18 protein-coding genes are annotated in these 22,246 nt (G+C 68.4%); 8 read left to right on the top strand and 10 right to left on the bottom strand.

Features of this window, described 5'->3' with window-relative positions; genetic code table 11:
* Positions 1-143 precede the first annotated feature (143 nt).
* On the top strand, positions 144-2,849 hold the full coding sequence (locus tag IE302_RS08120) for a tetratricopeptide repeat protein (RefSeq protein ID WP_191253395.1): 2,706 nt from the start codon (positions 144-146) through the stop codon (positions 2,847-2,849).
* A gap of 788 nt (positions 2,850-3,637) precedes the next feature.
* Here IE302_RS08120 and IE302_RS08125 read toward each other — a convergent pair.
* Positions 3,638-4,624 (bottom strand): hypothetical protein, encoded by a 987-nt coding sequence (locus IE302_RS08125; RefSeq protein ID WP_191253397.1) that lies wholly within the window; start codon positions 4,622-4,624, stop codon positions 3,638-3,640.
* 263 nt (positions 4,625-4,887) lie between these two features.
* Here IE302_RS08125 and IE302_RS08130 point away from each other — a divergent pair, with 263 nt between their 5' ends.
* The 4 genes from IE302_RS08130 (at position 4,888) to IE302_RS08145 (ending at position 9,263) form a co-directional block, all read left to right on the top strand.
* Positions 4,888-5,046: a hypothetical protein gene (locus tag IE302_RS08130; protein ID WP_191253399.1), complete on the top strand. Its 159-nt coding sequence runs from the start codon at positions 4,888-4,890 to the stop codon at positions 5,044-5,046.
* A gap of 188 nt (positions 5,047-5,234) precedes the next feature.
* Positions 5,235-7,409 carry an ATP-binding protein gene (locus IE302_RS08135; RefSeq protein WP_191253401.1) on the top strand — a complete coding sequence of 725 codons (2,175 nt, stop codon included), beginning with the start codon at positions 5,235-5,237 and terminating at the stop codon, positions 7,407-7,409.
* Positions 7,410-7,582: 173 nt separating this feature from the next.
* On the top strand, positions 7,583-7,984 hold the full coding sequence (locus IE302_RS08140) for an STAS domain-containing protein (RefSeq protein ID WP_229907671.1): 402 nt from the start codon (positions 7,583-7,585) through the stop codon (positions 7,982-7,984).
* Between the two features lie 22 nt (positions 7,985-8,006).
* Entirely contained in the window at positions 8,007-9,263 is a 1,257-nt protein-coding gene (locus IE302_RS08145; protein ID WP_191253403.1) for a PucR family transcriptional regulator, read from the top strand.
* Here the strand turns inward: IE302_RS08145 and IE302_RS08150 are convergent.
* Positions 9,260-9,553, bottom strand: coding sequence for an STAS domain-containing protein (locus IE302_RS08150; protein ID WP_191253405.1), 294 nt, complete (start codon positions 9,551-9,553; stop codon positions 9,260-9,262). The two genes, IE302_RS08145 and IE302_RS08150, sit on opposite strands and share 4 nt — an antisense overlap.
* Before the next feature lie 212 nt (positions 9,554-9,765).
* Between IE302_RS08150 and IE302_RS08155 the strand changes: the two genes are divergently transcribed.
* A complete protein-coding gene (locus tag IE302_RS08155; protein ID WP_191253407.1) occupies positions 9,766-10,629 on the top strand; it encodes a universal stress protein in 864 nt (287 codons plus the stop codon).
* 10 nt (positions 10,630-10,639) lie between these two features.
* Here the strand turns inward: IE302_RS08155 and IE302_RS08160 are convergent, their stop codons facing one another.
* From IE302_RS08160 to IE302_RS08195, 8 genes are all read right to left on the bottom strand, one after another.
* Positions 10,640-10,999 carry a hypothetical protein gene (locus IE302_RS08160; RefSeq protein WP_191253410.1) on the bottom strand — a complete coding sequence of 120 codons (360 nt, stop codon included), beginning with the start codon at positions 10,997-10,999 and terminating at the stop codon, positions 10,640-10,642.
* A gap of 727 nt (positions 11,000-11,726) precedes the next feature.
* The gene (locus IE302_RS08165) at positions 11,727-12,740 is read right to left on the bottom strand and encodes a TauD/TfdA family dioxygenase (protein ID WP_191253416.1); all 1,014 of its coding nucleotides are present in this window, start codon (positions 12,738-12,740) and stop codon (positions 11,727-11,729) included.
* A 6-nt stretch (positions 12,741-12,746) separates the two neighbouring features.
* Entirely contained in the window at positions 12,747-14,168 is a 1,422-nt protein-coding gene (locus IE302_RS08170) for a cation:proton antiporter domain-containing protein (RefSeq protein WP_191253418.1), read from the bottom strand.
* A 10-nt stretch (positions 14,169-14,178) separates the two neighbouring features.
* Entirely contained in the window at positions 14,179-14,991 is an 813-nt protein-coding gene (gene ddaH, locus IE302_RS08175) for a dimethylargininase (protein WP_191253420.1), read from the bottom strand.
* 79 nt (positions 14,992-15,070) lie between these two features.
* A complete protein-coding gene (locus tag IE302_RS08180) occupies positions 15,071-16,324 on the bottom strand; it encodes an ATP-grasp domain-containing protein (protein ID WP_191253422.1) in 1,254 nt (417 codons plus the stop codon).
* On the bottom strand, positions 16,321-17,478 hold the full coding sequence (locus IE302_RS08185; protein WP_191253424.1) for an NAD(P)/FAD-dependent oxidoreductase: 1,158 nt from the start codon (positions 17,476-17,478) through the stop codon (positions 16,321-16,323). Before IE302_RS08185 ends, IE302_RS08180 begins: the two co-directional genes overlap by 4 nt.
* Positions 17,479-17,579: 101 nt before the next feature.
* On the bottom strand, positions 17,580-19,148 hold the full coding sequence (locus IE302_RS08190; RefSeq protein ID WP_191253426.1) for a carbamoyltransferase C-terminal domain-containing protein: 1,569 nt from the start codon (positions 19,146-19,148) through the stop codon (positions 17,580-17,582).
* 87 nt (positions 19,149-19,235) lie between these two features.
* Positions 19,236-20,702, bottom strand: a complete 1,467-nt coding sequence (locus tag IE302_RS08195) for a tetratricopeptide repeat-containing protein (protein ID WP_191253428.1) — start codon at positions 20,700-20,702, stop codon at positions 19,236-19,238.
* 188 nt (positions 20,703-20,890) lie between these two features.
* On the opposite strand from IE302_RS08195, the gene IE302_RS08200 reads away from it, so the two are divergent.
* Positions 20,891-21,598 carry a hypothetical protein gene (locus tag IE302_RS08200; protein WP_191253430.1) on the top strand — a complete coding sequence of 236 codons (708 nt, stop codon included), beginning with the start codon at positions 20,891-20,893 and terminating at the stop codon, positions 21,596-21,598.
* Positions 21,582-21,932 carry an MmcQ/YjbR family DNA-binding protein gene (locus tag IE302_RS08205; protein ID WP_191253431.1) on the top strand — a complete coding sequence of 117 codons (351 nt, stop codon included), beginning with the start codon at positions 21,582-21,584 and terminating at the stop codon, positions 21,930-21,932. Before IE302_RS08200 ends, IE302_RS08205 begins: the two co-directional genes overlap by 17 nt.
* Positions 21,933-22,246: the final 314 nt, after the last annotated feature.

Genomic DNA, 22,246 nt, shown 5'->3' on the forward strand with positions numbered 1-22,246 from the left:
TGTCCTGCTTTTGTCCGTGAATTCGTGGGAATACCTGGCAGAACAAGGACAGTTCTCGTTCCGGCGCGCTCATCGGTAGCGAAATCGTTTCCCGGTCCGATCCTTGCGCAGGCGAACCGACCCGACCACTGGGGAGAACACAGATGACGGATCCCGACCCTGGCCTGTCCGATGCCCATGACACCGATCGTTTCGATGTCTTCCTGTGTTTCAGCCGGGCCGATCCCGACGGCACGGCGCGGATGACCACGATCGAAGCGGCACTTCGCGACGCGGGGCTCCGAGTCTTCCGGGACACCGACGAAGACGAGTTCGCGCCGGTCCCTCCGAAAATCGCCGACGCGATCGCCGGCTCTCGCGTCGTGCTCGTCTATTACTCCCGCGCCTTCCCTGCCCGCCACACGTGTCAGTGGGAACTGACCGCGGCCTTCGCCGCCGCGAGGCGTCATGGCGATCCGGCGGACCGCGTGCTCGTCATCGATCCGGACCCCGGCGGGCACATCGCGCCCGCGGAACTGGCCGGCGCGAAATTCTTCACTGGGCCCGTCACCCCGCGAACCCTGCCCGCCCTGGTCAAGCGAGTCCTGGGCAAGGTGGCCGGCGCCGGTCACCCGCTCGGCGCCCGGGCGCGAGGACGGCGGCCCGCGCACCGGATGACCGGGAGGTACCGGGAGCTCTGGGCGGTCCACGACGGCCTGAGCGCCCGATCGGTCCTGATGGTGCGCGGGCTGCCGGGAGTGGGCAAGACCGCGCTGGTGGAACGGTACGCCTCCCTTTTCCACGACGTCTTCGACGGCGGTGTCCTCCGGCTGGGCCCGTTCGGACATCACGCGCCCGACGAGGTGCTTCCCCAATTCCACCTCGCGTTGAGTCACGCGGCCGGGGAGCGGCTGGGCGCGGATCTGTCCGGAATGGATTTCGACCGGCTGCGTCAGCACGTCGCCGGACGGCTCGGCACGGCGGGACGCCGGGTCCTCGTCCTCGTCGACGACGTTCCGGCAGGGCTTCCCCCGAACGTCCTCGACCGGCTGCTGCTCCGCGCTCCGCAGGTATCTACGGTGATCACCAGCCGGGAGAGGGATTCATCCTGGGACGTCGCGACCGTGGACCTCGCCGGGTTGACGCCGGAGGAAGGACTCCGCCTGTTCGGCGAGTACCGCACGTCACGCGATGACCTCGAACGGGAAGCGGTGCTCAGGTACGTCGATCGCTGCGGCGGGCATCCGATCACCCTGCGCGCCACCGCTTCGGCGGCCCGGCACTGGCCGGGGCGGCTCGACGACCTCGCGTTCGCCTCCTGTCCGGACACCGCGCCGCGGGCGATCCGGGACCACCTCGCGGGCCTCGGCGGCGCCGCGTCCGACGTCGTCCGGCTGGGCAGCCGGCTCGCCCCGGTCCCCCTTCCTTCCGGCTTCGCCCGTGAAGTTCTCGGGTTCGATTTCACGGAAGCCGCCGGTGAACTGGTGGCGCTGGGATTCGCCTCACGCGTGGACGAAGGGTTATGGCTGCACCCGCTCGTGGCGGAAGTGGCCAGAGCCGGGGCCGAACCGGGCGGCTTGCCCGAATCCGCGGCGGATGCCTTGCTGCGGCTTCTTTCCGGCGACAGCGCCGAGTATCGGTATTTCCTCCTCCAGCATGCCCGTTCCCTCGCCGAACGCACCTCGGCGGCGTACCGGATCCGGCTGCTGCGCCCGATCGCGGCCGCTCACGAGAAACACGAGGATCCGTTGGCGGCAGGCGAGATCCACGCCATGATCCTGGCCACCGAAGGGGCGACCGGCGCGGACTTCGCGACGGCGGCCCGCGTCGAGATCGCCTGCGGTCTCCACCCGGAGGCCGTGGGGCACGCCCGGCGCGCGCTGGTGCTGGCGGACACCGAGGACGAGCGGCAGACCGCCAGGCTGATCACGGCTCAGGCGTTCGACTCCCAAGGTGACTATGCCGCCGGTGACCGGGCGTTCTGGCACGAGTTCCCCGGCGGTGACCGGCTTCCGGCCGTTGTCGCGCGTGCGCGGGCGATGCGGCTCCGCGGCCGTCCTCGCGAGACGCTGGCCTCGCTCGACGCGATCCTGCCGGAACTGCGCGCCACGACACCCGGACCGCTGCGCGACGACCTCTTGCCCTCGGCTCTCCTGGAATACACGCGTGCCCTGCTGCTCGACGGCCACCCGCGGCGGGCGGGCCGGGTCGCCGCGGAGGTGGTCACGATCTTCCACACGACCGGGAGGGAGCGGCACTTCCGGTGCACCGAAGCCGAATTGCTGCACGCGGAAGCAACGGTCGCCCTCGAACTGCGAAGCCTTCGCCCCGGCCACTCCGATCGGGAGCGGTTCGCCGCGGAACTCCGTGAGCTCGAAAGCACGTACGGAAAACGGTACGGCGCCGAGAGCGCTCTGACCTTGACCGTCGCGGCCACGGCCGATCGCGCCCTGCTGGCGCTCGCCCAGCCGGAGCGGGCCTTGCGCGCGCTGAGCGAGACCGAGCGGACCGTCGTCCGTGTCCTCGGCGGCGACAACCCGTTGCGCTACCGGATCAGGCACGGCATGGCCCTGGCCCACGGCCAGTCGCGCGCGTTCCGCCGCCAGGCAGCCCTCCTGGAGGACGTCGTCCGGCCACAGCTGAGGCTGCTGGGCGCGACTCATCCGGACACCCTGGAAAGCAGGCTCGACCTGGGGCTCGCACTGGCCTTCAGCGAGCGCGACCAGCACGCCCTGGAACTCGTCGACGCCACCGCGGACGACATCATCGCGGCCCACGGCATCGCGACCGAACTGTCGGCGAAGGCGATCGCCGCCAAACGAGCGATCCGGCTCCCCCTTCCCTTCGTCTCCGCGCCGCTGGACGGTTAGGCGTTGGCCGAGGTGGTCGTAAGTGGCGATTCGGGTTCTTGAGGCGAGAGTCAGAGGTGTCGTGTTGGGCGCCAAGTCCGTGATGGCCCCTTCACTGCGTCTAACGCACTGAAGGGAGCCATCACGTTCTGGCGGATTGGCGAGGGGGTGGCGGAAGGGCTTCGGACCTTGATCAACGGAAGATCCGGGACACTCAACGTCCTCAATCCTCCGTTGATCAAGGTCGTGCCGGTCGCGTCCGGTGGCAGACGAGGTGACGGGGGAAGATTCCGGCCGTTGAACGTCCTAGATCCTCCACACTCGACCACCAGCCACCCCAGTGGGTAAGCAAATACGAGTCCGTTAGAACGACACTTACCACTCACGACCGCCTTGCCCGACTCGGTACCGGCGCTTGCTCACCTGCTGTCCGTGAAGGCCTCCTTGCCTATTGCCTACCCTGAAGGTAGTGAAGGAGGCCTTCACGGACTCTGGGTCCCTCAAGGGGGCCTTCACAGACAGCCGCATCACCCCAGGAACCCCAGTCGCCACAGAAACCCCACATACCACAGCGGATGCGCGTGAAGGCCCCCTTCACGCGGCTCAGCCGAGGAAACTCGACCTTCACTGCGACCCAAGTACATGAAGGGGTCCTTCACGGAGCCAGGCGCAAGCAAGGGGGCCTTCATGTACTTCAAGCGGGCAAGCGCCAGTATCGAGTGGGTCAGGGTGGTCGTGAGTGGCGATTCGGGTTCTAACCCGAATCGTCACTCACGACCTCGGCCGCACCACCGGGACGCAGCGAGCCGTCAGTTCTCCAAACCGCGTGACCCGGATTCCGGCACCTTCCAGCGCACCCCGTAGGCGAAACCCGGTTCCAGGCCACGGAAGTGGACGTGGACCTCCCCGGATGCGTCCGCGATCAGGGAGTCCCCTCGCGCGGCATCGTCGCTGGCGTCGTCCTGGAAGACCCGCTCCAGCTTCACGACCTCCGTCGGCATCGGCCGGGCGAACCGGACGTGCAGGTCGAACTGATCGACCGGATGCCGGGGGACGCAGACGAAATGCGGGTGCCGGATCTCCGCCCTGAACCGCAAGGCGATTTCGTGCTTGCTGTGCCGCCGGAGCGGTTCGGGCAGGCGTAACGCCAGCCCCACCCGGTCGGTGGACTCCATCGCCCGGCCGATCAGCAGCCCGCCGTGGAACACGTCGACCCGGAGATCGTCGGTGCCGATGGCTTCGCCGCGGTAGACCGAGTCGGTCAGGGTCAAGGCCAGGTCCAGTTCGGTGATCTCGTCGGCGTCCGCGACGATCCGGCGGAATTCGAAGGCCTCCGGAATCGGCTGATCGAGCGCCAAGGTCACGCGCAAGTCCTCGGTATGCCATCTCCGGCTGGGCCGGGAGGCTTCGGCGTCGGACTCGCTTGTGGACGCCACGGCGACCTCGGCCAGCCGATCCATGCCTTCGTCGATACGCCGCCGCGCGGTCCGGTCGTCCCGTTCGAGATACTTGGCCAGCCAGCGCACCCGGTCCTGATAGAAGGGTTTCACCGCGTCCGGGTGCAACCCGAACGCGGCCAGCACCGCGGTGCGCAGATCGTCGGGCAGCGCCCGTGTCCACTCGGACAGGCATTCGGTCAGCCTTCGCCGGATCGCCGCGTTTTCGTCGTCCTCGGTCGTTCCGCAGACCGCGCGCAGCGCGGGGCCCGCTCGCTCGGCGAGCTGAGGTGCCGCGATTCCCCTGCCCCGCCGAAGTTGCTTCAATTCGCCGGCCAGGTCCGCTGCGCTGACGGTCACCAGTCCTCCCCTAGTGGTTCGAGCACGGTCGTCAATAGTCGTCAGCCCGACCGCCCGTGTCCAGCCGCGCACCGCGGTGTATCGCCGATCGTTATTTTGGGTTTTCCTTTCCCGCTCATACGGGAAACAGGAAACTCCTTGTCGCCCCCTGAGCGCCGACGCATTCTTGGTGAGCAGCCGCAATTCGCGGCGAATAACACCCCAACCAGCGGTTTTCCCGCGTTGCCGAGTGCTGCCCTGACACGCGCACCGAAGGAGTCGGAATGAAGGTCGAGTGCTCGCTCTCACTGCTCTTACGGCTGGCTTTCTGGCTGTGGGTGGTCGCGCTCGTCGTCGGGCTCGCACTCGGCTGTGCACAGGGAACCGCGCCCGCGACACCGGGAAAACCCGTGGTCGCCACGCATGGAAAGGAGGTGGACTGATCATGCAGACCCACGCCATCGGCCTGATCCTGGCCCTGCTCGGCTTCGTGCTCGGCTGAGGACGACCGACGACCATGGAACGCGCACGCTTTCGCCGGCCGGGGCCGCGGACCCGGCCGGCGAACGAAGGACACTGCCGGAGCACCGTCCACACAGTCATACTGATCCTCCGACGAGGATGGGTACTGATGAACGAGAGAGCCACCTTCGGAGCCGAACTGCGACGTCTCCGCAAAGCGGCGGGCCTTTCACTCGCCGAACTCGCCGTTCGCACCCACTACAGCAAGGGCTATCTCAGCAAGGTCGAGACCGGGATCTCCGCACCGAATCCCGCACTCGCAGCGTTGTGCGAAACCGAACTCGGCGTGGCAGGGCGACTGACCCCGTTGCTGCCGGGTGAGCCCGTGCGGCGCAGGACCCGGCCGGACGTCCGGCCGTCCGGATTACCGCCGACGACAACGGCTTTCACGGGTCGCGCCACCGAACTGCGGGCGATCCGCACGGCGCTCGAAGCCGACGGCGGGGTCTGCGTCGTGTCCGGCATGGGCGGTGTCGGCAAGACGGAACTGGCGGTCCGGTGCGCGCACCGGCTGGAATCCGGCTTCGCCGACGGCTGTCTGTTCATCGACCTGCGCGGCCACGAGTCCGGCACCGCGGTCCACGACAGGGTGTTGCGCGTGCTCGGCGTCCCGGCGGAACGTATCCCCGCCGACCCGGCCGATCGTGCGGCGCTGTACCGGTCCTGGCTTCGCGGCCGCAGTCTTCTCCTCGTCCTCGACAACGCGGTCAGCGCGGCCCAAGTACGCCCGTTGCTCCCCGCCGAGCCGAAATGCCGGGTGCTGATCACCAGCAGGTCCAGGTTGAGCGCGCTCGACGACGCGGCGCACGTTTCCTTGGACATGCTCCCGCTCGCCGCCGCGGTGGATCTTTTCACCACTGTCACCGGAGTTCCCGACGGCGCCGCCGTCACCAGGGTGGTCAGGCGATGCGCCCGGCTCCCCCTCGCGATCCGGATCGCCGCGGCACGGCTTCGCGCCCATCCGGCGTGGGACGTCGCGGAGCTCGACCGGCGCCTGGACGACGAAACCGCTCGGCTCGCCGAACTGGACGACGGCGAACGCACGCTGACCGCCGCGTTCCGGCTGTCCGTCCAGCAGCTGAGTGAAGCCGAGTCGAGGCTATTCGGCCTGCTCACCGTTCATCCCGGTACCGATCTCGACATCCATTCCGCGAGTGCGCTGAGCGCCCTCCCGCTTCGCGAGACAGATCATTTACTGGATCGCCTGCACGAAGCCCATTTGATCACCCAGCCAGAACCCGACCGATACGGATTCCATGATCTGTTGCGCGCGTTCGCGACCGAATTCGTACTCACCGACCCGGAGGACGAAATGAAAGCGTTCAGCAGGCTCACCGCTTTCGCGGTTCGCAGTGCCGCCCAGGCAGGCAGGGAACTCACCCCGCACCGCTTCTTCCCGGAGATCGTCTTCGATCCGGGCACCCCGGAACCGGTCCGGCTGGACGACGGCGAGATGGCGATGTCCTGGTTCCGCGCCGAATGGCCCGGGCTGGTGGCCCTGTGCGGGACGGCGCGGGAACGCGGCGAGCACGAGAGGTGCTGGCAGCTCGCTTTCTTCCTGCGCGACTTCTTCTTCGTGGCGAAACTCTGGGACCCGTGGCTGGAGACCCATCACTGGGCGCGCGCGTCCGCCGAGGAGATCGGGGACACGTGGGCGCTCGCGACCACGACGGCCAACCTGGGGGTCGCGCACATCGATCGCGGCGATCTGGACGAGGCCTCGGCTTGTTACGGCGAAGCGCTCGCGCTGTTCCGGCGGATCGGTGACGGTCACGGTGAGACCACGACGCTGGCGCACAGCGGCTGGGCCGAGCACTACCGAGGCAATCACGACGACGCGCTTCGAGACCTCCGGCAGGCGCACACGTTCTTCATCCGTGACGGCAATCGCCGCAACGCCGCCATCACCGGCCGGGGCATCGCGCTGGTGCTGGTCGCGACGGGGCAGCCGGCCGAGGCCGCCGCGCTCGCCATCGAAACGCTGTCCGTCTTCGACGAACTCGGGCTGGACCTCGACGCCACGATGGCTCTCAACTGCGTCGGCTGGGCCTGGTACCACGCGAACCGCCACGACCTCGCCGCTTCGGCCTATCGCGCCGCCGCGGACCGGGCCGAAGCCTGCGGCAGCCAGTACGAGACCGCGCGCGCCTACACCGGCCTGGGCAACGTCGCGGCCGCCGAGGGCTCCGCGGCGCTGGCGGCCGAGCTGTGGGACCGGGCCGACGAGATCCATCCCGATCTCGACCGGATCATGGTCGGCGAAGCCAGGGTGCGCGGGGCCTGACCAGCGGCACCGACCCCTTGACCGGCCGGACACCGCTCAATCGGCGAGACGGGCCGCGAGGCTGCTACGGTTGACCTCGTCGCGGTTCAGACACCAGCCGCCGGGCCCTTTCTCAAGGGGTCCGGCATGTCCACCGGGCAGTCGCCGGTCCCCCATACCGGCAAGGAGTCACCTTGACCGACTACCGCGCTCCCGCTTCCGATCCGCCGCGTCCAGCACGGAGATTCGTGTCCCCTCTCGACATCTCGGTCACCACGTCCAGCGCCGACACCGTGGTCACCGTGTCCGGTGAAATCGATCTCGCCGTCTCGGACGGCCTGCGACAGGCCCTGGACGAGGAGCTCCGGTTCACCCCGGCGGCGTTGATCGCCGACCTGTCCGCGGTCACGTTCTGCGATTCATCCGGTTTCACCGCCCTTGTCCAGATCCGTACCCGGGCCGAGAAATCGGGGGTCCCGTTCATCCTGGTCACCCAGGAGCGAGCCCTGTTGCGCCCGATGTCGCTGCTCGGTCTCGACAGCGTCTTCGTCGTGCACCCGACCCTCGATTCGGCTCGGGACGCGCTCACTCGCTGACCGGCTGTCATGATGGGCGGTTGTGACGGGTGACAAGGATCCGGGATTCCGCATCGGCGGACGCCCACTGGCGGAGCGGCTGACCGAGGTCCTGCCGTCGCTCACGAAGACCGTCCTGTCCGAGATCGTCTCCCGGATCCCGGAGTACGGCCTGCTACCCGCCGAGGAGCTCAGCGGCGACATCACGCACGTCATCGAGCAGAACCTGCGGTCGTTCATCGACACCCTCCGCACCGGGGACACGCCGACGCGGGAAGAGCTCGACTTCCTCCGCGAATCCGCCGCCCGGCGCGCGGAGGAGGGCATCCCGATCGACATCGTGCTCACCGCGTACCACATCGGTATCCAGGTGGTGTGGGCGTCGGTGACGCCGGACGCGCGCCCGGACGAGGTCGGCGACGTCCTGGCCGTCAACGCGCTGACCCTGCGCTATCTCGAAGTGGTCACCCCCGCGGTCGGCGCCGGGTACCTCGACGAGCGCCAGACGATGTTCGACGACGAGCGTTCGGCGCGGCACACGGTGCTGTCCGCCCTGCTCGACGGCGACCCCGTGGACGTCGCGGCGGGGCAGGCCGGTCTGCGCCTGCCGCCGTGCTACATCGTCCTCGCGGCGTCCGTCGGGGCGCATCCGGACGAGGAGGACAACGGGGTCGACCCGCTGATCGCCGGACGCCGGAAACTCCGGCGGCTGCGGGTCGAACTCGAGCGGCAGATCCGCGGCACGGTCCTGACCTCTCTCACTCCCGAGGGTGGTATCGCCTTGCTGCCGCACGAGACCGCGGCCGACGAACTGTCCACACGCGACTGGGCGCGGCTGGAGCGGGTGCTCGCCGACGTCGCGCGCACGGCGGGCGCGGAGGTCATCGCCGGGACCGCCGCGGCCGAACCGGCCGGCGTTCCCGCCGCGGTGGAACTCGCGCAGGACGTGCTCGCCGTCGCCACCGGGACCGGACGCCCGCCCGGGCTGTACCGGCTCGACGACGTCCTGCTCGAATACCAGCTTTCCCGCCCCGGCCCGGCGCTGGACCGCCTGGCCACCCGGCTGGCCCCGCTGGACGGCAACGAAGAGCTCCTGCAGACGCTGGAGACCTTCCTCCGCCGCGGCGGACGACGGCAGACCGCGGCCGACCTGCACGTCCATCCCAACACCGTCGACTACCGGCTGCGCCGGATCGCCGATCTCACCGGACTGGACCCCACCCGGCTCGAACACATCGCCTTGTTGAACGCGGCCCTCTCGGCCCGTCGCCGACTGTGGCGCGTCACTGAAAGCCCCTAAAGCGCGTGAAGACCCTCGCCGTCATAGAGGTCGAGCGCCCGCCGGGCGGAACGACATTCACCGGGGAAGACGAACAGGAGCGTGCCCGTGTCGTCGGCGAGCAGCTGCGCCCGTTCGAGCACCCGGATGCCCGTCACGCCGAAGAAATCGAGATCGGACAGGTTGACGATCAACGTGGCGCCGTGGCCGTGGAGCCGCTGATTCAGCATGTCCCACAAGCGGGGCGCGGTACCGAGGTCGACCTCGCCGTTCGCCGTGATGACGGCGGTCCCCTTGGTCGGCCTGCTCACGCGCAGTCGCAGACGTCCCCGCGGTTCTTCCAGTGCCCGGGATTCGCAGGGCACCGAGAGTGCGCGCTTCGTGTCAAGCGCGCGGGGCGTCGACAGGGAAGTCATACGGTGGAAGTACCCAGGCGAGGGGTGTGGCGAAACCGGGCGGGGTACTTCGGTGGCTTGAACGAGGCGAAAAGCGGGTATCACCGGCAAAACGGAGGTGATGTCCCATGTCCGCCGACCGAACCCTCCCCGGACCTGTCGTGACCGGTTTCGACGGATCGCCGGAGGCCCGCCGCGCCGTCGGCTGGGCGGCCGCCGAAGCGAAAGCGCGCGGCCTCGCCCTGTTCCTCGCGTACGCCGGGGACCCGGCCGAGGTGGAGCACGCGCGAGAACAGCTCGCGTCGATGACGGAAGCCCTGGAGCGGTCCGATCCCGGCCTCGACGTCCGCACGCTCGTCCGCGGCGGCACCCCCGAGCAGGTCCTGACCGCGATCGCCGAGGAGACGGACGCGGCGATGATCGTGCTGGGCGAATCCCACACCGGGCTGTTCACCCGGGCCGTCCTCGGCTCGACGGAATCCGGGGTGACCAAGACCGCCGGGCGTCCCGTCGTGGTCGTACGCGGGGAAGAGCCCGCGCCGGACGGGCCGGTGATCCTCGGCACCGACGGCTCCGAGCAGAGCGCGCAGGCGGCGGGTTTCGCGTTCGACTTCGCGTCTCGTCACGGGCTCACCGTGCACGCGGTCCACGTCGCGCGGATGCCGATCTGGGGTCCCGCGAGCGAACCCCTGCTCGGCGGGCCGGTCCTGGATCCGGCACCCGGTCTCCCCCAGGAAGTCGCCGACGAACTCGTCGCCCGGCAGCTCAAGCCGTGGCAGGAGCGCTATCCGGACGTCTCCGTGGAGCTGGTGCACGGGGTCGGGCCCGCCGCGCAGGCGTTGACCGTGCAGTCCAGCGAGGCCGCGCTGCTGGTGCTCGGCCGGAGCGACCACGGTGACCTCCGGCGCCTGCTGCTCGGTTCGATCAGCGACGACGCGCTGCATCACGCGCACTGCCCGGTGGCGGTGGTCCGGACTCAGTCGGTCGGCTGAGTCCGGCGGGTCACGAAGAGGCGAGTTCTCCGAGCACCCGCTGTGAAGCGCGCAGTTCCGAGGCCATCACCACGCTGCTCGCGTGGGCTTGGGCGAGCGCGTGACCGACGTCGGCGACCTTGTCCCAGGCCTCTCCCGCCGTGTCCCCCGCGCCGATCCGCCCCGCCAGCAGGTGTTCTTCCAGCTGATCTTGCAGGCTGGGCAGGACGTGGGCTAGGTCACCGGCGAGCTGCTGCAACGCGCCGATGGTCCGGCTGAGGTCGGCGGGCGAGGCAGGCTCGCCGTTGCGCATCCGACGGCACAAGTGGCGCGCGGCGCCTCCCGCCTGGGCGGCGAGCACGTACGGAGGCACCTCCGAATGGGGTCTCATACCCCTCGAATACCCCCTCCGCGACCTGCGAAAACCAAGGGTCGTGAGTGGTAAGTGTCGTTAGAGCGGACCGGTATTTGCCTACCTACGCCTGAGCTGCGTGAGGGTGGCGGTTCCGTGGCTGCCAAGCTCGGACCTTGATCAACGGAAGATCCGGGACACTCAACGCCCCCAATCCTCCGTTGATCAAGATCGTGCCGGTCACGACCGGTGGCAGACGACGTGACAGGGGAAGATTCCGGACGCTCAACGGCCGGAATCTTCCCCCGCCACCCGCACGAGACCGAGTGTGGAGGATTCAGGACGTTGCACCTCCCAAATCCTCCACATCCGAAAGCCAGCCATCTCAGTGGGTAAGCAATGCGAGTCCGTTAGAGCGGCACTTGCCACTCACGACCCATCCGACCCACTCGATACCGGCGCTTGCCCGCTTGCCTGTACATGAAGGCCCCCCTTGCTTGCGCCTGGCTCCGTGAAGGACCCCTTCATGTACTTGAGTCGCCGTGAAGGTCGAGTTTCCTCGGCTGAGCCGCGTGAAGGGGGCCTTCACGCGCACCCGTCGTGACGTGTGGGGTTACTGGGGCGAATGAGGGTTCCTGAGGCGGCAAGGCGGTCCGTGAAGGGCCCCTTGAGGGACCCAGAGTCCGTGAAGGCCTCCTTCACTACCTTCCGGGTAGGCAAGGAGGCCTTCACGGACAGCAGGTGAGCAAGAGCCGGTACCGACGGCTCAGTGCACCCGCCGGTCCTCGGCCGTGCCCCGGTACCGGATCGTCCACAGGCTGCGCCGGATGTACGTACGCTGCAGCCAGCGGTCACGCCCGTTGTGCCGCGCGAAGAACTGCGACCGCGCGTGCAGGCCCTTCCGGTTGTTGATCAGCAGCGCCGTCCCCGGCTCCAGCTTGACCTGGTGCGCGACCTCGCGGCAGATCCGCTGCAGGTGCTCCAGCGCCTGCTCCGCCTCGACGGTCTCCCCCACCACGCCGTTGGCCGAGACCGCCACCTCCGGCGAGTCCGCCGGCCCCGAGATCACCGGTACGAGGTCGGACAGCACGTCGGCCCCCTTGGCCACGTCGCGCACATAGCTGCCGGGCGCGTTGAGCCGGAACAGCGGACGACGCAGGACGTCGAGCACCTCCGGGTCCAGGGCGGCGGAGATGTCGCGGCCGTCGGCGTAATAGGTGACGGCTTCCTTGTTCCCGTCCTGGCGGACACAGTTCAGCACGAGGAAGTCCGGATTGGACACATCGTAACGACCGACCTCGTCGTGCACGATGTCGTTGTGGAAGTTCAGGAACACGTGCGAACTCTGGTTGGTCTGGCTCGTCGCGCCCGCCGAAACCGGGACGACGTCGTGCACGAGCCGCCCGCTCTTCTCGGTGGTGAACCCGACGGGTTCGCCCAGCAGCTGGCTCAGTCCCAAAAGGACGGTCTCGGCGACGAAGGTATTCTTGTCCTTGCTGGGTTCCCCGTCGATCGGCGTCTCCGGCAGCTCCGGGTCCACCGGCAGGTTGCGCACGAGCGCGACACCGGGGGTGTCGACGTGCCTGCCGAAGTCCAGGATCGTCTGCAACTGGTCGATGGGCAGCTTCGAGAACGTGACCCGGAGCATCGCCAGCGACCGGTCGATGTCTCCGACCGGGTTCGCGAAGGACCGCAGGTCGTTCCCGATGCTGTCCCGGACCTCGTCGGGAAGCACGACTTCGGCGAAGGTGCTGACTAGGGTTTCCTGCTTGCTGGTCATGGTGTCCTATCTACTTTCCGCCGCCGCTGGACCGGCGGTCTTCTCCGAGTCCTTTTCGGACTTCTTCCCGAACTTGGCGATGAGGGTGAGCGCGGGGGCGGTGGCGATCGTCGAAACCAGCGTCATGATCACGAGCATCGCGAACACCGTCGGGCTGATCACCTTCAGCTGGAGGCCGACGTTGAGCACCACCAGTTCCGTCAGCCCCCGGCAGTTCATCAGCGCCCCGAGCGACAGCGACTCGCGCCAGCCGACACCGGTCAGCCGGGCCGCGGTGGTGCTGCCCGCCCATTTCCCGAACACCGCCACCGCGGTGACCGCGAGGGTCCACAGCCACAGCGATCCGGAGCCGAGCAGGCTGAATTCGGTGTGCAAACCGGTGTAGGCGAAGAACAGCGGCAGCAGCAGGGTCAGTGTCACGCTGCCGAGCTTCCCGGCGGCGCGGGCGACGACCGGGTCCTTCCTCGGCGCGATCACGCCGAACAGGAAGGCGCCGAAGAGCGCGTGGATGCCGATCTCGTTGGTGGCCAGGGCCGACAGCATGATCCCGCCGAGCAGGATCGCGAGGACCGCGGGCTCCGGCACCCGGGCGAGCACCTTGACCAGCAGCGGCCGCACGACGTAGAGCATCAGCACGACGAAGACCAGGGTGAGCCCGACGGTCAGGAAGACCTCCGACGGCGCGCCGCCCTGACTGACGGCGACCACGACGGCGAGCAGGCACCACGCGGCGACGTCGTCGACGGCGGCGCAGGTGAGCGCGAGCGCGCCCAGCGGGGTCTTCGAAATCCCCCGGTCGGTCAGGATCCGCGCCAGCACCGGGAACGCCGTCACGCTCATGGAGACCGCGATGAACAGCCCGAACGGCAGGAAGCCGACGTCACCGCCGAAGACCGGGTACATGCCGAGCGCGAGCACGATGCCGGAGACCATCGGCAGCGCGATACTGACCTGGCTGACCGTCGCCGCGGTGAACCCGCGTTTGCGCACCGCGTCGAGGTCGATCTCGGAACCGACCAGGTACATGAAGAAGATCAGGCCCAGCTGCGCCAGGATGTTGATCGCCGAGACCACCCCGCCGGGGAACAGCCAGCCGAACGCGCCGGGCCAGACGAGCCCGAACAGTGACGGTCCCAGCAGGATGCCCGCGACGATCTCGCCGATCACCGGGGGCTGGCCGAGGCGCTTGGCCAGCACGCCGGCCAGGTAGCAGGCGCCGAGGATCACCGGCAGCGCGACCAGCAGGCGCGCGTAGGTGTCGGGTCCGGCGCTCGCCGCCTTGGCCGCCGTGCCCGCGACGGGTTCGTAGGCCGAGCCCAGCCCGAGCACCACGACGACCACCACCGCGGGCACCGCGATCAGCATCGTCCCGACCAGGACCCGGCGCAGCGTGGTACGCCCGGTCCGCTCCCGCGCAGCTGACTCCATGGAGTTCTCCTTAACCGGCACGCAATTCCAGCGTGCAGCATTTGACGCTGCCGCCCGCCTTCAGCAATTCGGACAACTCGGCACCGATGGGTTCGAAACCGTGTTCCCGCAATTGCGCGGTCAGCCCGGTGGCCGCTTGCGGGAGCACGACGTGCTTTCCGTCCGACACGGCGTTGAGCCCGAAGACGGCGGCGTCGCGCTCCGAGGCCAGGATCGCGTCGGGGTACATCTCCTTGAGCACCAGGCGGCTGTCCTCGGAGAACGCCTCCGGGTAGTACATGACCGTGTCGTCGTCCAGCACGGCGAGCGCCGTGTCGAGGTGGTAGTACCGCGGGTCGATCAGCGTCAGCCCGATCACGGGACAACCGAAGAACTCTCGGGATTCGTTGTGCGCCTCGGGATTGGTGCGGAACCCGGTCCCGGCGAGGATCTTCTTCCCGGCGACGAGATAGTCGCCCTCCCCCTCGTTGACCCATTGCGCCTGCCGCACGTAGCGATACCCGTTGGCCCGGAACCACTCCAGGTACGCGTCGGACTCGCCTGCACGCTGCATGTGATGGAACCGCGCGACGAGGACCTGCCCGTTGACCACGGTGGCGCCGTTGGCCGCGAACACCATGTCGGGCAGGCCCGGCACGGGTTCGAGGAGATCGACGCGATGCCCCAGGTCGACATAGAGATCGTGCAGCCACTCCCATTGGGCGAGGGCCAGCTCGGTGTACGTGGGCTTCTTCGGGTCCATCCAGGGATTGATCGAGTACTCGACGTCGAAGTACGTCGGTCTGACCATCAGGTAATGCCGTTGAGTGGCTGTCCGTGACACGCTTCCTCCACGCGGTTTTGGGCGTCTTCCTCCACCGGGCCCTGGGTAAGGGTCCGGTTTCGCGGAACGGGATCCCTTGCTATTTCTGGGTTTCGCTGAGCTTGACCTCGATCTTCCCGGCCAGGTCGTTCGCGTTGCGCATGGCTTCGTCGAACGACGCGCCGAGCGCGCCGATGCCGCCGAAGATGTTGTTGCCGAGCGGCGGGCGCTTGATCAGGTCGCCCGGCTTCGCGAAGATCTTGAGGTAGTACAGGGCTTCCGACTCGTTCACCGCGGGCGGGACGTCGATCGAGGCGATCACGCCGCCGGGGCAGATCAGGCACATCGCGGCCGTGTGCAGCCCGGTCGGGCTGAAGTGGTGGACGTCCGGCCGCACGCCGCGGGAGACGTCCATCAGCCCCCTGATCGGGTCGTATCCGGCCGAAAGCCGCGCCATGTGGTCGAGTCCCCCGCCACCGGGACGGACGGCGATCTCCAGCAGGAACGGTTTGCCCTGGTGGAAGCGGATCTCGGCGTGCAGCGCGCCGCGGGTGATGCCCTGTGCCCGCACCCCGGCGGTCACCACGGCGTGCACCTCGGCCACCTGGTCCGGGGTCAGTGACGTCGGCGCGTGGTGCACGTCGTCGTCGAAGGTCTCGCCTTCCGAAGTGACCCTGTCCACAATGGACCCCAGATAGACCTCGTCGTCCCACGCGAGCGCCTCGATGAGATGTTCGTGACCGTCCAGAAAGGACTCGACGAGCAGGCCGTGCGGACCGAGGTCCAGTCCTTCGGCCTCCATGTTGTACCAGGTCATCCGGTCGATGCCTTCGCGTGCCTGCGCGTAGCGCTCCCGCATCTTCTCCTCGTCATCGACGCGGAAGACGAAGTTGCTGGCCGCCCCGAGCGTCGGCTTCAGGATCACCGGGTAGCCGAAGTCTTCGGCCGCCTGCAGGGCCGAGTCGAGGTCCTCGACGAACCGGTAGTCCGGATGCGCGGCACCGCCCTTTTCGTGCGCCTGCCGCATGATCAGCTTGTTGCGGCTCGTGCGGGCCGCGTCCACGCCGATGCCGGGCAGGCCGAGGGCCTCGGCCACCGCGGCGACCAGGACGACCCCGGACTCGGAGAAGGTGAGCACGCCGTCGAAGGACTCCTCCGCGTGCCAGGCCTTCGCGTGCTCGATCAGGTCGTCGATGTGGTTGCTGCCGGCGATCCGGTAGCGCTCGGACGGCCAGAGATCCTCGGTGCCGACCCCGTTGAGCACGTACAGCACCCCGCCGAAGTCCTCGATCTGCTGGTACCGGGGCAGGTAGTAGTAGGAGTTCTGGCTGGCTTCCAGCGCGAGCAGTTTCACGACACACCTCGTAGGGCAGGACGGATCGGATGGACGCCGGACGCGCGCACGAGCGGCCGGTCGAGCGGTTCGAGTCCGGTCGGGGCCGGAGCCGCGCCGGTCAGGCGCGCGGCCAGGGACCGGGCGATCAGCGGGGCGAACTTGAACGACGAGCCGCCGCACGCCGCGTAGGACAGGACCCGGTCGCCGAGGACGGCGAGCATCGGGCCGAGGGTGGAGCGCCGGGCCAGGTAGTGGCAGTCCCGGGTGTCGATCAGCCAGTCCCGGCGGAAGCCCGGGATCAGCGCGGTGAAGGTGTCGATCAGGTGCTCACGCCACCACGAGGGCGCCGTGGGACCACCGATCTCGTCGACGACCCGGCAGGCGCTCGCGGCGCTGAGTTTCAACGGCGTCCCGGCGACCGGCGGCACCAGCCACGCGCCGCCGGTGGAGCCGAGCGAGGTGATCGCCGGTGTCGCCGCCCAGGCGGCGGCGTCGGCCGGCGGGACGTCGCAGTAGAGCAGCGTCTGCCGGTGCAGCACGAGTTCCCTCGCCAGTTCGGGGGCCAGCAGCTCCCGTGACCACGGGCCCGCCGCCAGCAGGACCGCGTCGCCCCGCAGGATCCCGCCGTCGGCGAGCCGGACCTCGGCCCGGTCGGCGTCGACCCCGATCACCTTGCGGTGCGGATGGAGCTCCGCGTTCGCCCGCCAGCGCAGCCAACCGGCGCACGCCGCCAATACCCGGTCGGCCAGCAGGATCCCGGCGTGCGATTCGAAGACCGCGCCCGTCCCGGGAACAAACCCGGCGTGCGGGAATTCGGCGGCGAGTTCGTCCGCGCCGAACACTTCGGCCTTGGAGCCGGCCGCGTTCAGCAGGTCCCGCACGGCCGTCGCCTCGCCCGCCGCGACCGCGGTGAGCGCGCCGGACTGTTCGTAGAACGCCGTGGACAAAAGATGTTCGAGTTCGATCCACGCGTGATGCGCGCCGACCGCGGCCGACGTGGTGGCGAGGTCACCGGGGTGCAAGGCACGCAACACGCGATGCCGGTCGAACGACGTGGCGCCGGTGAACGGGATGTCCGCCTGGTCGGCGAGCACCACCTCGTGCCCGGCCGACACGCATTCCACGGCGGTCAGCAACGCGATGACTCCGCAGCCCGCGAGCACGACTCGCATGGCCTTCCCCCTCCGGGCGAGACTTCGTTCGGGCACCACGGGGTGCCGGACGCCACGGCTGGGGACGTGGCATCCGGGCCTTACCCCGTTTGGGCAAGGAATCAGGAAGCGCGGGGGGTCACGAACGTGTCGTTGATGACGTAGCCGTCGAGGCCGTACGTCTCCCCGTACTCGATGAGATCGCTGGTGCGGTTGAGGAAACCGCGCCCGTTGTTGTTCAGCGAGGTGTTGCACAGCACGCTGAACCCGGTCTGCTCACGGAACGCCTCGAGGAGGTCGGTGATGCCGGCGTTGCGTTCCCGCGTCACCGTCTGGGTGCGCGCCGTCCCGTCGACATGCGTGATCGCCTTCAGCTCGTCGGAGGTGACGTGGTTGAAGTACAGCATGTACGGGTCCTGCACAGAACCGACGAACCACTTGGGCGCGTCGGATTCCAGCGCGATCGGGGCGATCGGACGGTACTCCTCGCGACGCTTGATCTTGTTGAGCCGCACGGTGGTGTCCACGGTGAACGGCGCGGCGAGGATGGACCGGTTGCCCAGGGCCCGAGGGCCCATCTCGTACCGGCCGCGGGCCCAGCCGATGATGTTGCCGTCCTTGATGTACCGGGCGACCTCGCTCGCCACGAGCGGCCGCGTCTCGTACTTGGCCGGGTCCGGGACGACGTCCTCGACGAAGTTCTCCCCCGCGTAGACGTCCCACTCGATGGTCGCCTGTCCGGTGTAGAACCACTGCGCGTCGATGGCCGTGCCCAGCGCGGAACCACTGTCGTTGGGGCACGGCGGGACGAACACCGACGAGAACAGGCCGCTCTCACGCCACAACCGGTTCCAATCGCAGTTCAAGCCGCAGCCGCCGGAGATCAGCAGCGGCAGGCCTTCGGTCAGGTTCTCTTTCGCGTAGTCGTAGAACCGGTTGAAGATCGCTTGCGAATGCTTCGCCGCGGCGTTGCGGTACTCCTGCGACCAGACGCCCGCGTTGTACAGATGGGACCAGGACATCTCCTCTTTGGACAGACCGAGGATGATGCCGTCGCGGTCGAGGATGAAGTCGATGGTCTTCTGCTCGTCGGGGGTGAGCGGGCCCGGTTCGGCGAATCCGGTCAGCGCCATCTGCTTGCCGGCGTCGTTGAACCGGAACTTCCCCTTGCCGAGCGGGAAACCCGGGTCCGCCAGCGCGAAAAGGTACGCGTACTTCGCGCCGGGGTCGGTCAGCACATGCTGCAGGTGAGTGGCCTCGCCGCGCTCGTCGATCCGGTAGAAGTCCCCGATGTTGCCTTCCCACACCAGGGAGTAGTACGCCTGACCGGGAGCGGCCGGGGCCATCCCGAGGGAGGTGTAGATGTGCGAGCGCTCGTGGGTGGAGGAGAAGTAGCGCACGTCCTTGCCGAAGAACTTGCCGGCTTCGTCCGAGATCGCGCCTTCGCCGACACCGAAGTACCCGGTGCGAGACGGCGGTTCCACCGAGAACTCACCCTTGACCCAGCCCCCGAGCGCGACCACGTCGGGCTGCTTGTCGAGCATGCCCGCCGCGCGCGCCATCAGCTCGCCGGTGATCCGGTCGTAGCGCGGGTAGTTGTCCTTTTCCGACTCCAGCGCGAACAGCAGCTTGCCGTCCTCGATGGCCACGATCCCGCCATCGTGGCCCTCTTTCATCGACAGAATCAGCATTGTGTCACCGAATTTCGCTCGCCTTCATTCGTCGACTCATTCAAACCGCGCGGCCCGTTGACCGGAAGCGCCGCGCGAGGAGAACAATCAACCTTCGGACGAGCCACCCGGCAGGGTGCGCACGGCCTCGTGGCGCAGCGATTCGAACGCGTTCTTCCGTGCGCGGCGGCCGACCATCGGGACGGCGGCGGCCAGCGGGTTCGGGTCCCGTTGCCGCTCGGCGGCGAAGGCGCTGACCAGCCGGGAGACCGCGTACCGGCCGGCGACGTTGGCGCGCTGGAGAAGTCCGGCGTCCACGACGGACTCGAGGAGCTCGTCGGCGGTCTCGATCATGATGCCCATCGCCGCGGCCACGCCGATCGACGTCGTCCAGCCCGCCCCGCTCTGCCCGAAGTGGTGGATGGCCTCCTGTTCGGCGGGCGACAGATGTTCGTACGCCGCGGTGAACCGGTCGCGGACGTTGACGTCGCCCACGCTGAGGCTGTCCATGAGCCGTTCGCGATCGGCGAGCTGGCCAGCTGTGTACGCGATCGCCCATTCCGGGCGCGCGGCGATCTTGCGGCCGACGATGTTGACCGCCAGCGGAAGATCCCCGCACAGTTCGGCGATCGAGTCGGTGGCGTCATGTTCGGCACGCACCCGGCCAGGGCCGGCGATCCGGCCGATCAATGCCAGCGATTCCTTGCGGGAGAAAGTATCCAGCTCGACACGGTTCGTGTCCTCCAGCCCGAGCAGCCGGGCGCGGCTGGTCACCACGACCTGGCTGTGCGGGGCCTGCCCCAGCAACGGCCGCACCTGTCCCTCGTCGCTGACGCCCGCCAGGAGGACGAACAATCTGCGTTCCGCCAGGAGGGATCGGTACAACCCGATCCGCTGCATCGGGTCGTCGGGCACGAGATGCGCCGGCACCCCGAGCGCGCGCAGGAAGCCGCGCACGATCCCGTTGGCCGACCGGCCCCCGGTTCCGCTGTTGCTCAGGTCGGCGTAGAGCTGCCCGTCCGGGAAGTCCGCCGCGACCTCTTCGGCCAGCCGCAACGCGAAGGCGGTCTTGCCCACCCCGATCGGACCACTGACGAGCAGCGGCACCTTGATCGGACCGGACGCCCCGATCATCTCGGCGGCTTCGGCCAGATCCCCTTCCCTGCCGACGAAAGTCCTCGATCCCATGGGCAGCTGGGCCGGACGGGCGAGGTGGATGACGCCGGATGCCAGCGCGTGTGCGCCGTCCGCCGGTATCTCCGCCTGCGCCGGCGCGGGTGCACGCTCCTCCCGGACCTCGGTGCCGCCTCCTGTCTGCCCGGCGAGACTCCGCCACCGCCGTTCCCACGCCGCCCGGTCTCCCCCGCACGCGGAGACGAACGCCAGTGTCACGGCGAGAGTGGGCAACCGGTGGCCGCTGGCCGCGCTGGACAGTACGGAAGGTGCGAACAGTGCCGTCCTGGCGAGCTCCCGGTAGCTCGGGTTTCCCGCCCGGTTCCTCAAAACGCGCAGATCATGAGCGAATGCGGCGATCGGACCAGTGGAGCCGTCCAACGGTCGCTCGGGTCTGCCCATGCCTTACTCCTCCCCTGGATGAGGCAACGCGATCGCTCTGCGTGACCTTCATCCTTGCGGCCTTCCTGGCCACAACCCTAAAGGACCAATGAACCATGCAGCAGATACAAATAGGTGACTCAATGTACAAAGTCCAATAGTTGGACGGGGAAATTCACCCCCTTGGTGGCACCGGATAGGGTTCGCCCATGTCTGGCCCCCTGCCCCCACTCGCCGAACTCCGGCGCGCCGCCGAAGTGTTCAACGGCTTCGCGAATGCCGACACCTCCTGGCTCCGGCTGTTGCGAGCTACGTCCGATAAAAACGGGCTCTCCGCGATCGACCTGTCACAGGCCGCACACCGCACAATTCTTCTGCGCTGGCTGAACTCGTGGGGATGCCGCATCCGGTATCCGCGGGACGGCGAGCCCGCCCCGTTCGACGACGGGGTCCGGACCTGGTGGGACACCTGGGGCTCCACACTGCCCACTGTCGACCTCGTCCGGCTGACGGACGCGGGAATCGACGCGGCCGCGGAGGCGTACGCGGATCTCTCGGGTGTCGTCGTCTCAGCGGGACAGACCAGGCGTACGCTGGGCCCGACCGCCGCGGCCAAGGCGCTGTATGCGTTGCGGCCCAACACGATCATGCCGTGGGATGCCGCCATCGCGGCCACCCTCCACGGCGCCCGCGACGGCTCCGCGTTCGGCAGGCACCTGCGCCTCGGGCGCGAGTGGGCCGCCGCGGTGATCGCGGAGGCGGGGGACGACGGGGAGAAGATCCCCGCCCTTGTGGGCAGACCCGTGTCACTGGCGAAGGTCCTCGACGAATACCTTTACGTCGCCTTCACCATGGGCGCCAAGGGTGACTGGGGAACAGACAGCGGAGAATGGTGGAAAAATGGTAACCGGAGATGACGTCAGACGGATCGCCTCGGAGCTGCCCCGCGCCTATGAGGCGCTGGTCCGGGACCGGGCGAAGTTCCGCGTGGGGCGAATCGTCTTCCTTTCGCTCTCGCCCGACGAAACGGTGATGGGATTCGGCTATCCCAAAGAGGAGCGGGAAGCGCTGGTGGCGGGCGAGCCGGAGAAGTTCATGATGCCGATTCCGTCCGATATGCGCTATCAGTGGGTTCGCGTCCGGCTGTCCGCGATTGATTACGAGGAGTTACGAGAGCTGATCGTCGACTCCTGGCGAATGTGCGTCCCGAAGAAGGTCTGGACGGAATACCTCGAAAAGAACCCGAGCTGAGTTACTCCTTTCGGAGTGCGCCGTTCAGCCCTGTCGGCTGCCCTTTTCGGTCCCGTGAATTGCCTTTCGCGCGATCGAAAAGGCCCGTTCACGACAAAACGCACGTCGCCGCAGTGGAGGTAGCAGGGGTTCGCAGTCGTGACTCGCGTGATCAGGAACGTGATTCGCGTGCTTGAGGGCGGAACTCACGTGACTGGAGGCCGCTCGCGGTGCGCGGCGACTGATCACACGAGTTCCGCGCTCAAGCACGCGAGTTCCGTCTCCAATCACGCGAGTGCGGCGCCGAGGCGGAAGCGCGTGAAGGCCCCCTTCCC

Source organism: Amycolatopsis oliviviridis (assembly GCF_014654365.1).
GTDB classification, from domain to species: domain Bacteria; phylum Actinomycetota; class Actinomycetes; order Mycobacteriales; family Pseudonocardiaceae; genus Amycolatopsis; species Amycolatopsis oliviviridis.

Excerpts from the sequence above, each read along its gene's own strand:
- IE302_RS08120 (WP_191253395.1), top strand. The coding sequence starts at position 144 with ATGACGGATCCCGACCCTGGCCTGTCCGATGCCCATGACACCGATCGT.
- IE302_RS08185 (WP_191253424.1), bottom strand. The coding sequence starts at position 17,478 with ATGCGAGTCGTGCTCGCGGGCTGCGGAGTCATCGCGTTGCTGACCGCC.
- IE302_RS08170 (WP_191253418.1), bottom strand. The coding sequence starts at position 14,168 with ATGGAGTCAGCTGCGCGGGAGCGGACCGGGCGTACCACGCTGCGCCGG.
- IE302_RS08200 (WP_191253430.1), top strand. The coding sequence starts at position 20,891 with ATGTCTGGCCCCCTGCCCCCACTCGCCGAACTCCGGCGCGCCGCCGAA.
- IE302_RS08135 (WP_191253401.1), top strand. The coding sequence starts at position 5,235 with ATGAACGAGAGAGCCACCTTCGGAGCCGAACTGCGACGTCTCCGCAAA.
- IE302_RS08190 (WP_191253426.1), bottom strand. The coding sequence starts at position 19,148 with ATGCTGATTCTGTCGATGAAAGAGGGCCACGATGGCGGGATCGTGGCC.
- IE302_RS08205 (WP_191253431.1), top strand. The coding sequence starts at position 21,582 with ATGGTAACCGGAGATGACGTCAGACGGATCGCCTCGGAGCTGCCCCGC.
- IE302_RS08160 (WP_191253410.1), bottom strand. The coding sequence starts at position 10,999 with ATGAGACCCCATTCGGAGGTGCCTCCGTACGTGCTCGCCGCCCAGGCG.
- IE302_RS08130 (WP_191253399.1), top strand. The coding sequence starts at position 4,888 with ATGAAGGTCGAGTGCTCGCTCTCACTGCTCTTACGGCTGGCTTTCTGG.
- IE302_RS08155 (WP_191253407.1), top strand. The coding sequence starts at position 9,766 with ATGTCCGCCGACCGAACCCTCCCCGGACCTGTCGTGACCGGTTTCGAC.
- IE302_RS08165 (WP_191253416.1), bottom strand. The coding sequence starts at position 12,740 with ATGACCAGCAAGCAGGAAACCCTAGTCAGCACCTTCGCCGAAGTCGTG.
- IE302_RS08195 (WP_191253428.1), bottom strand. The coding sequence starts at position 20,702 with ATGGGCAGACCCGAGCGACCGTTGGACGGCTCCACTGGTCCGATCGCC.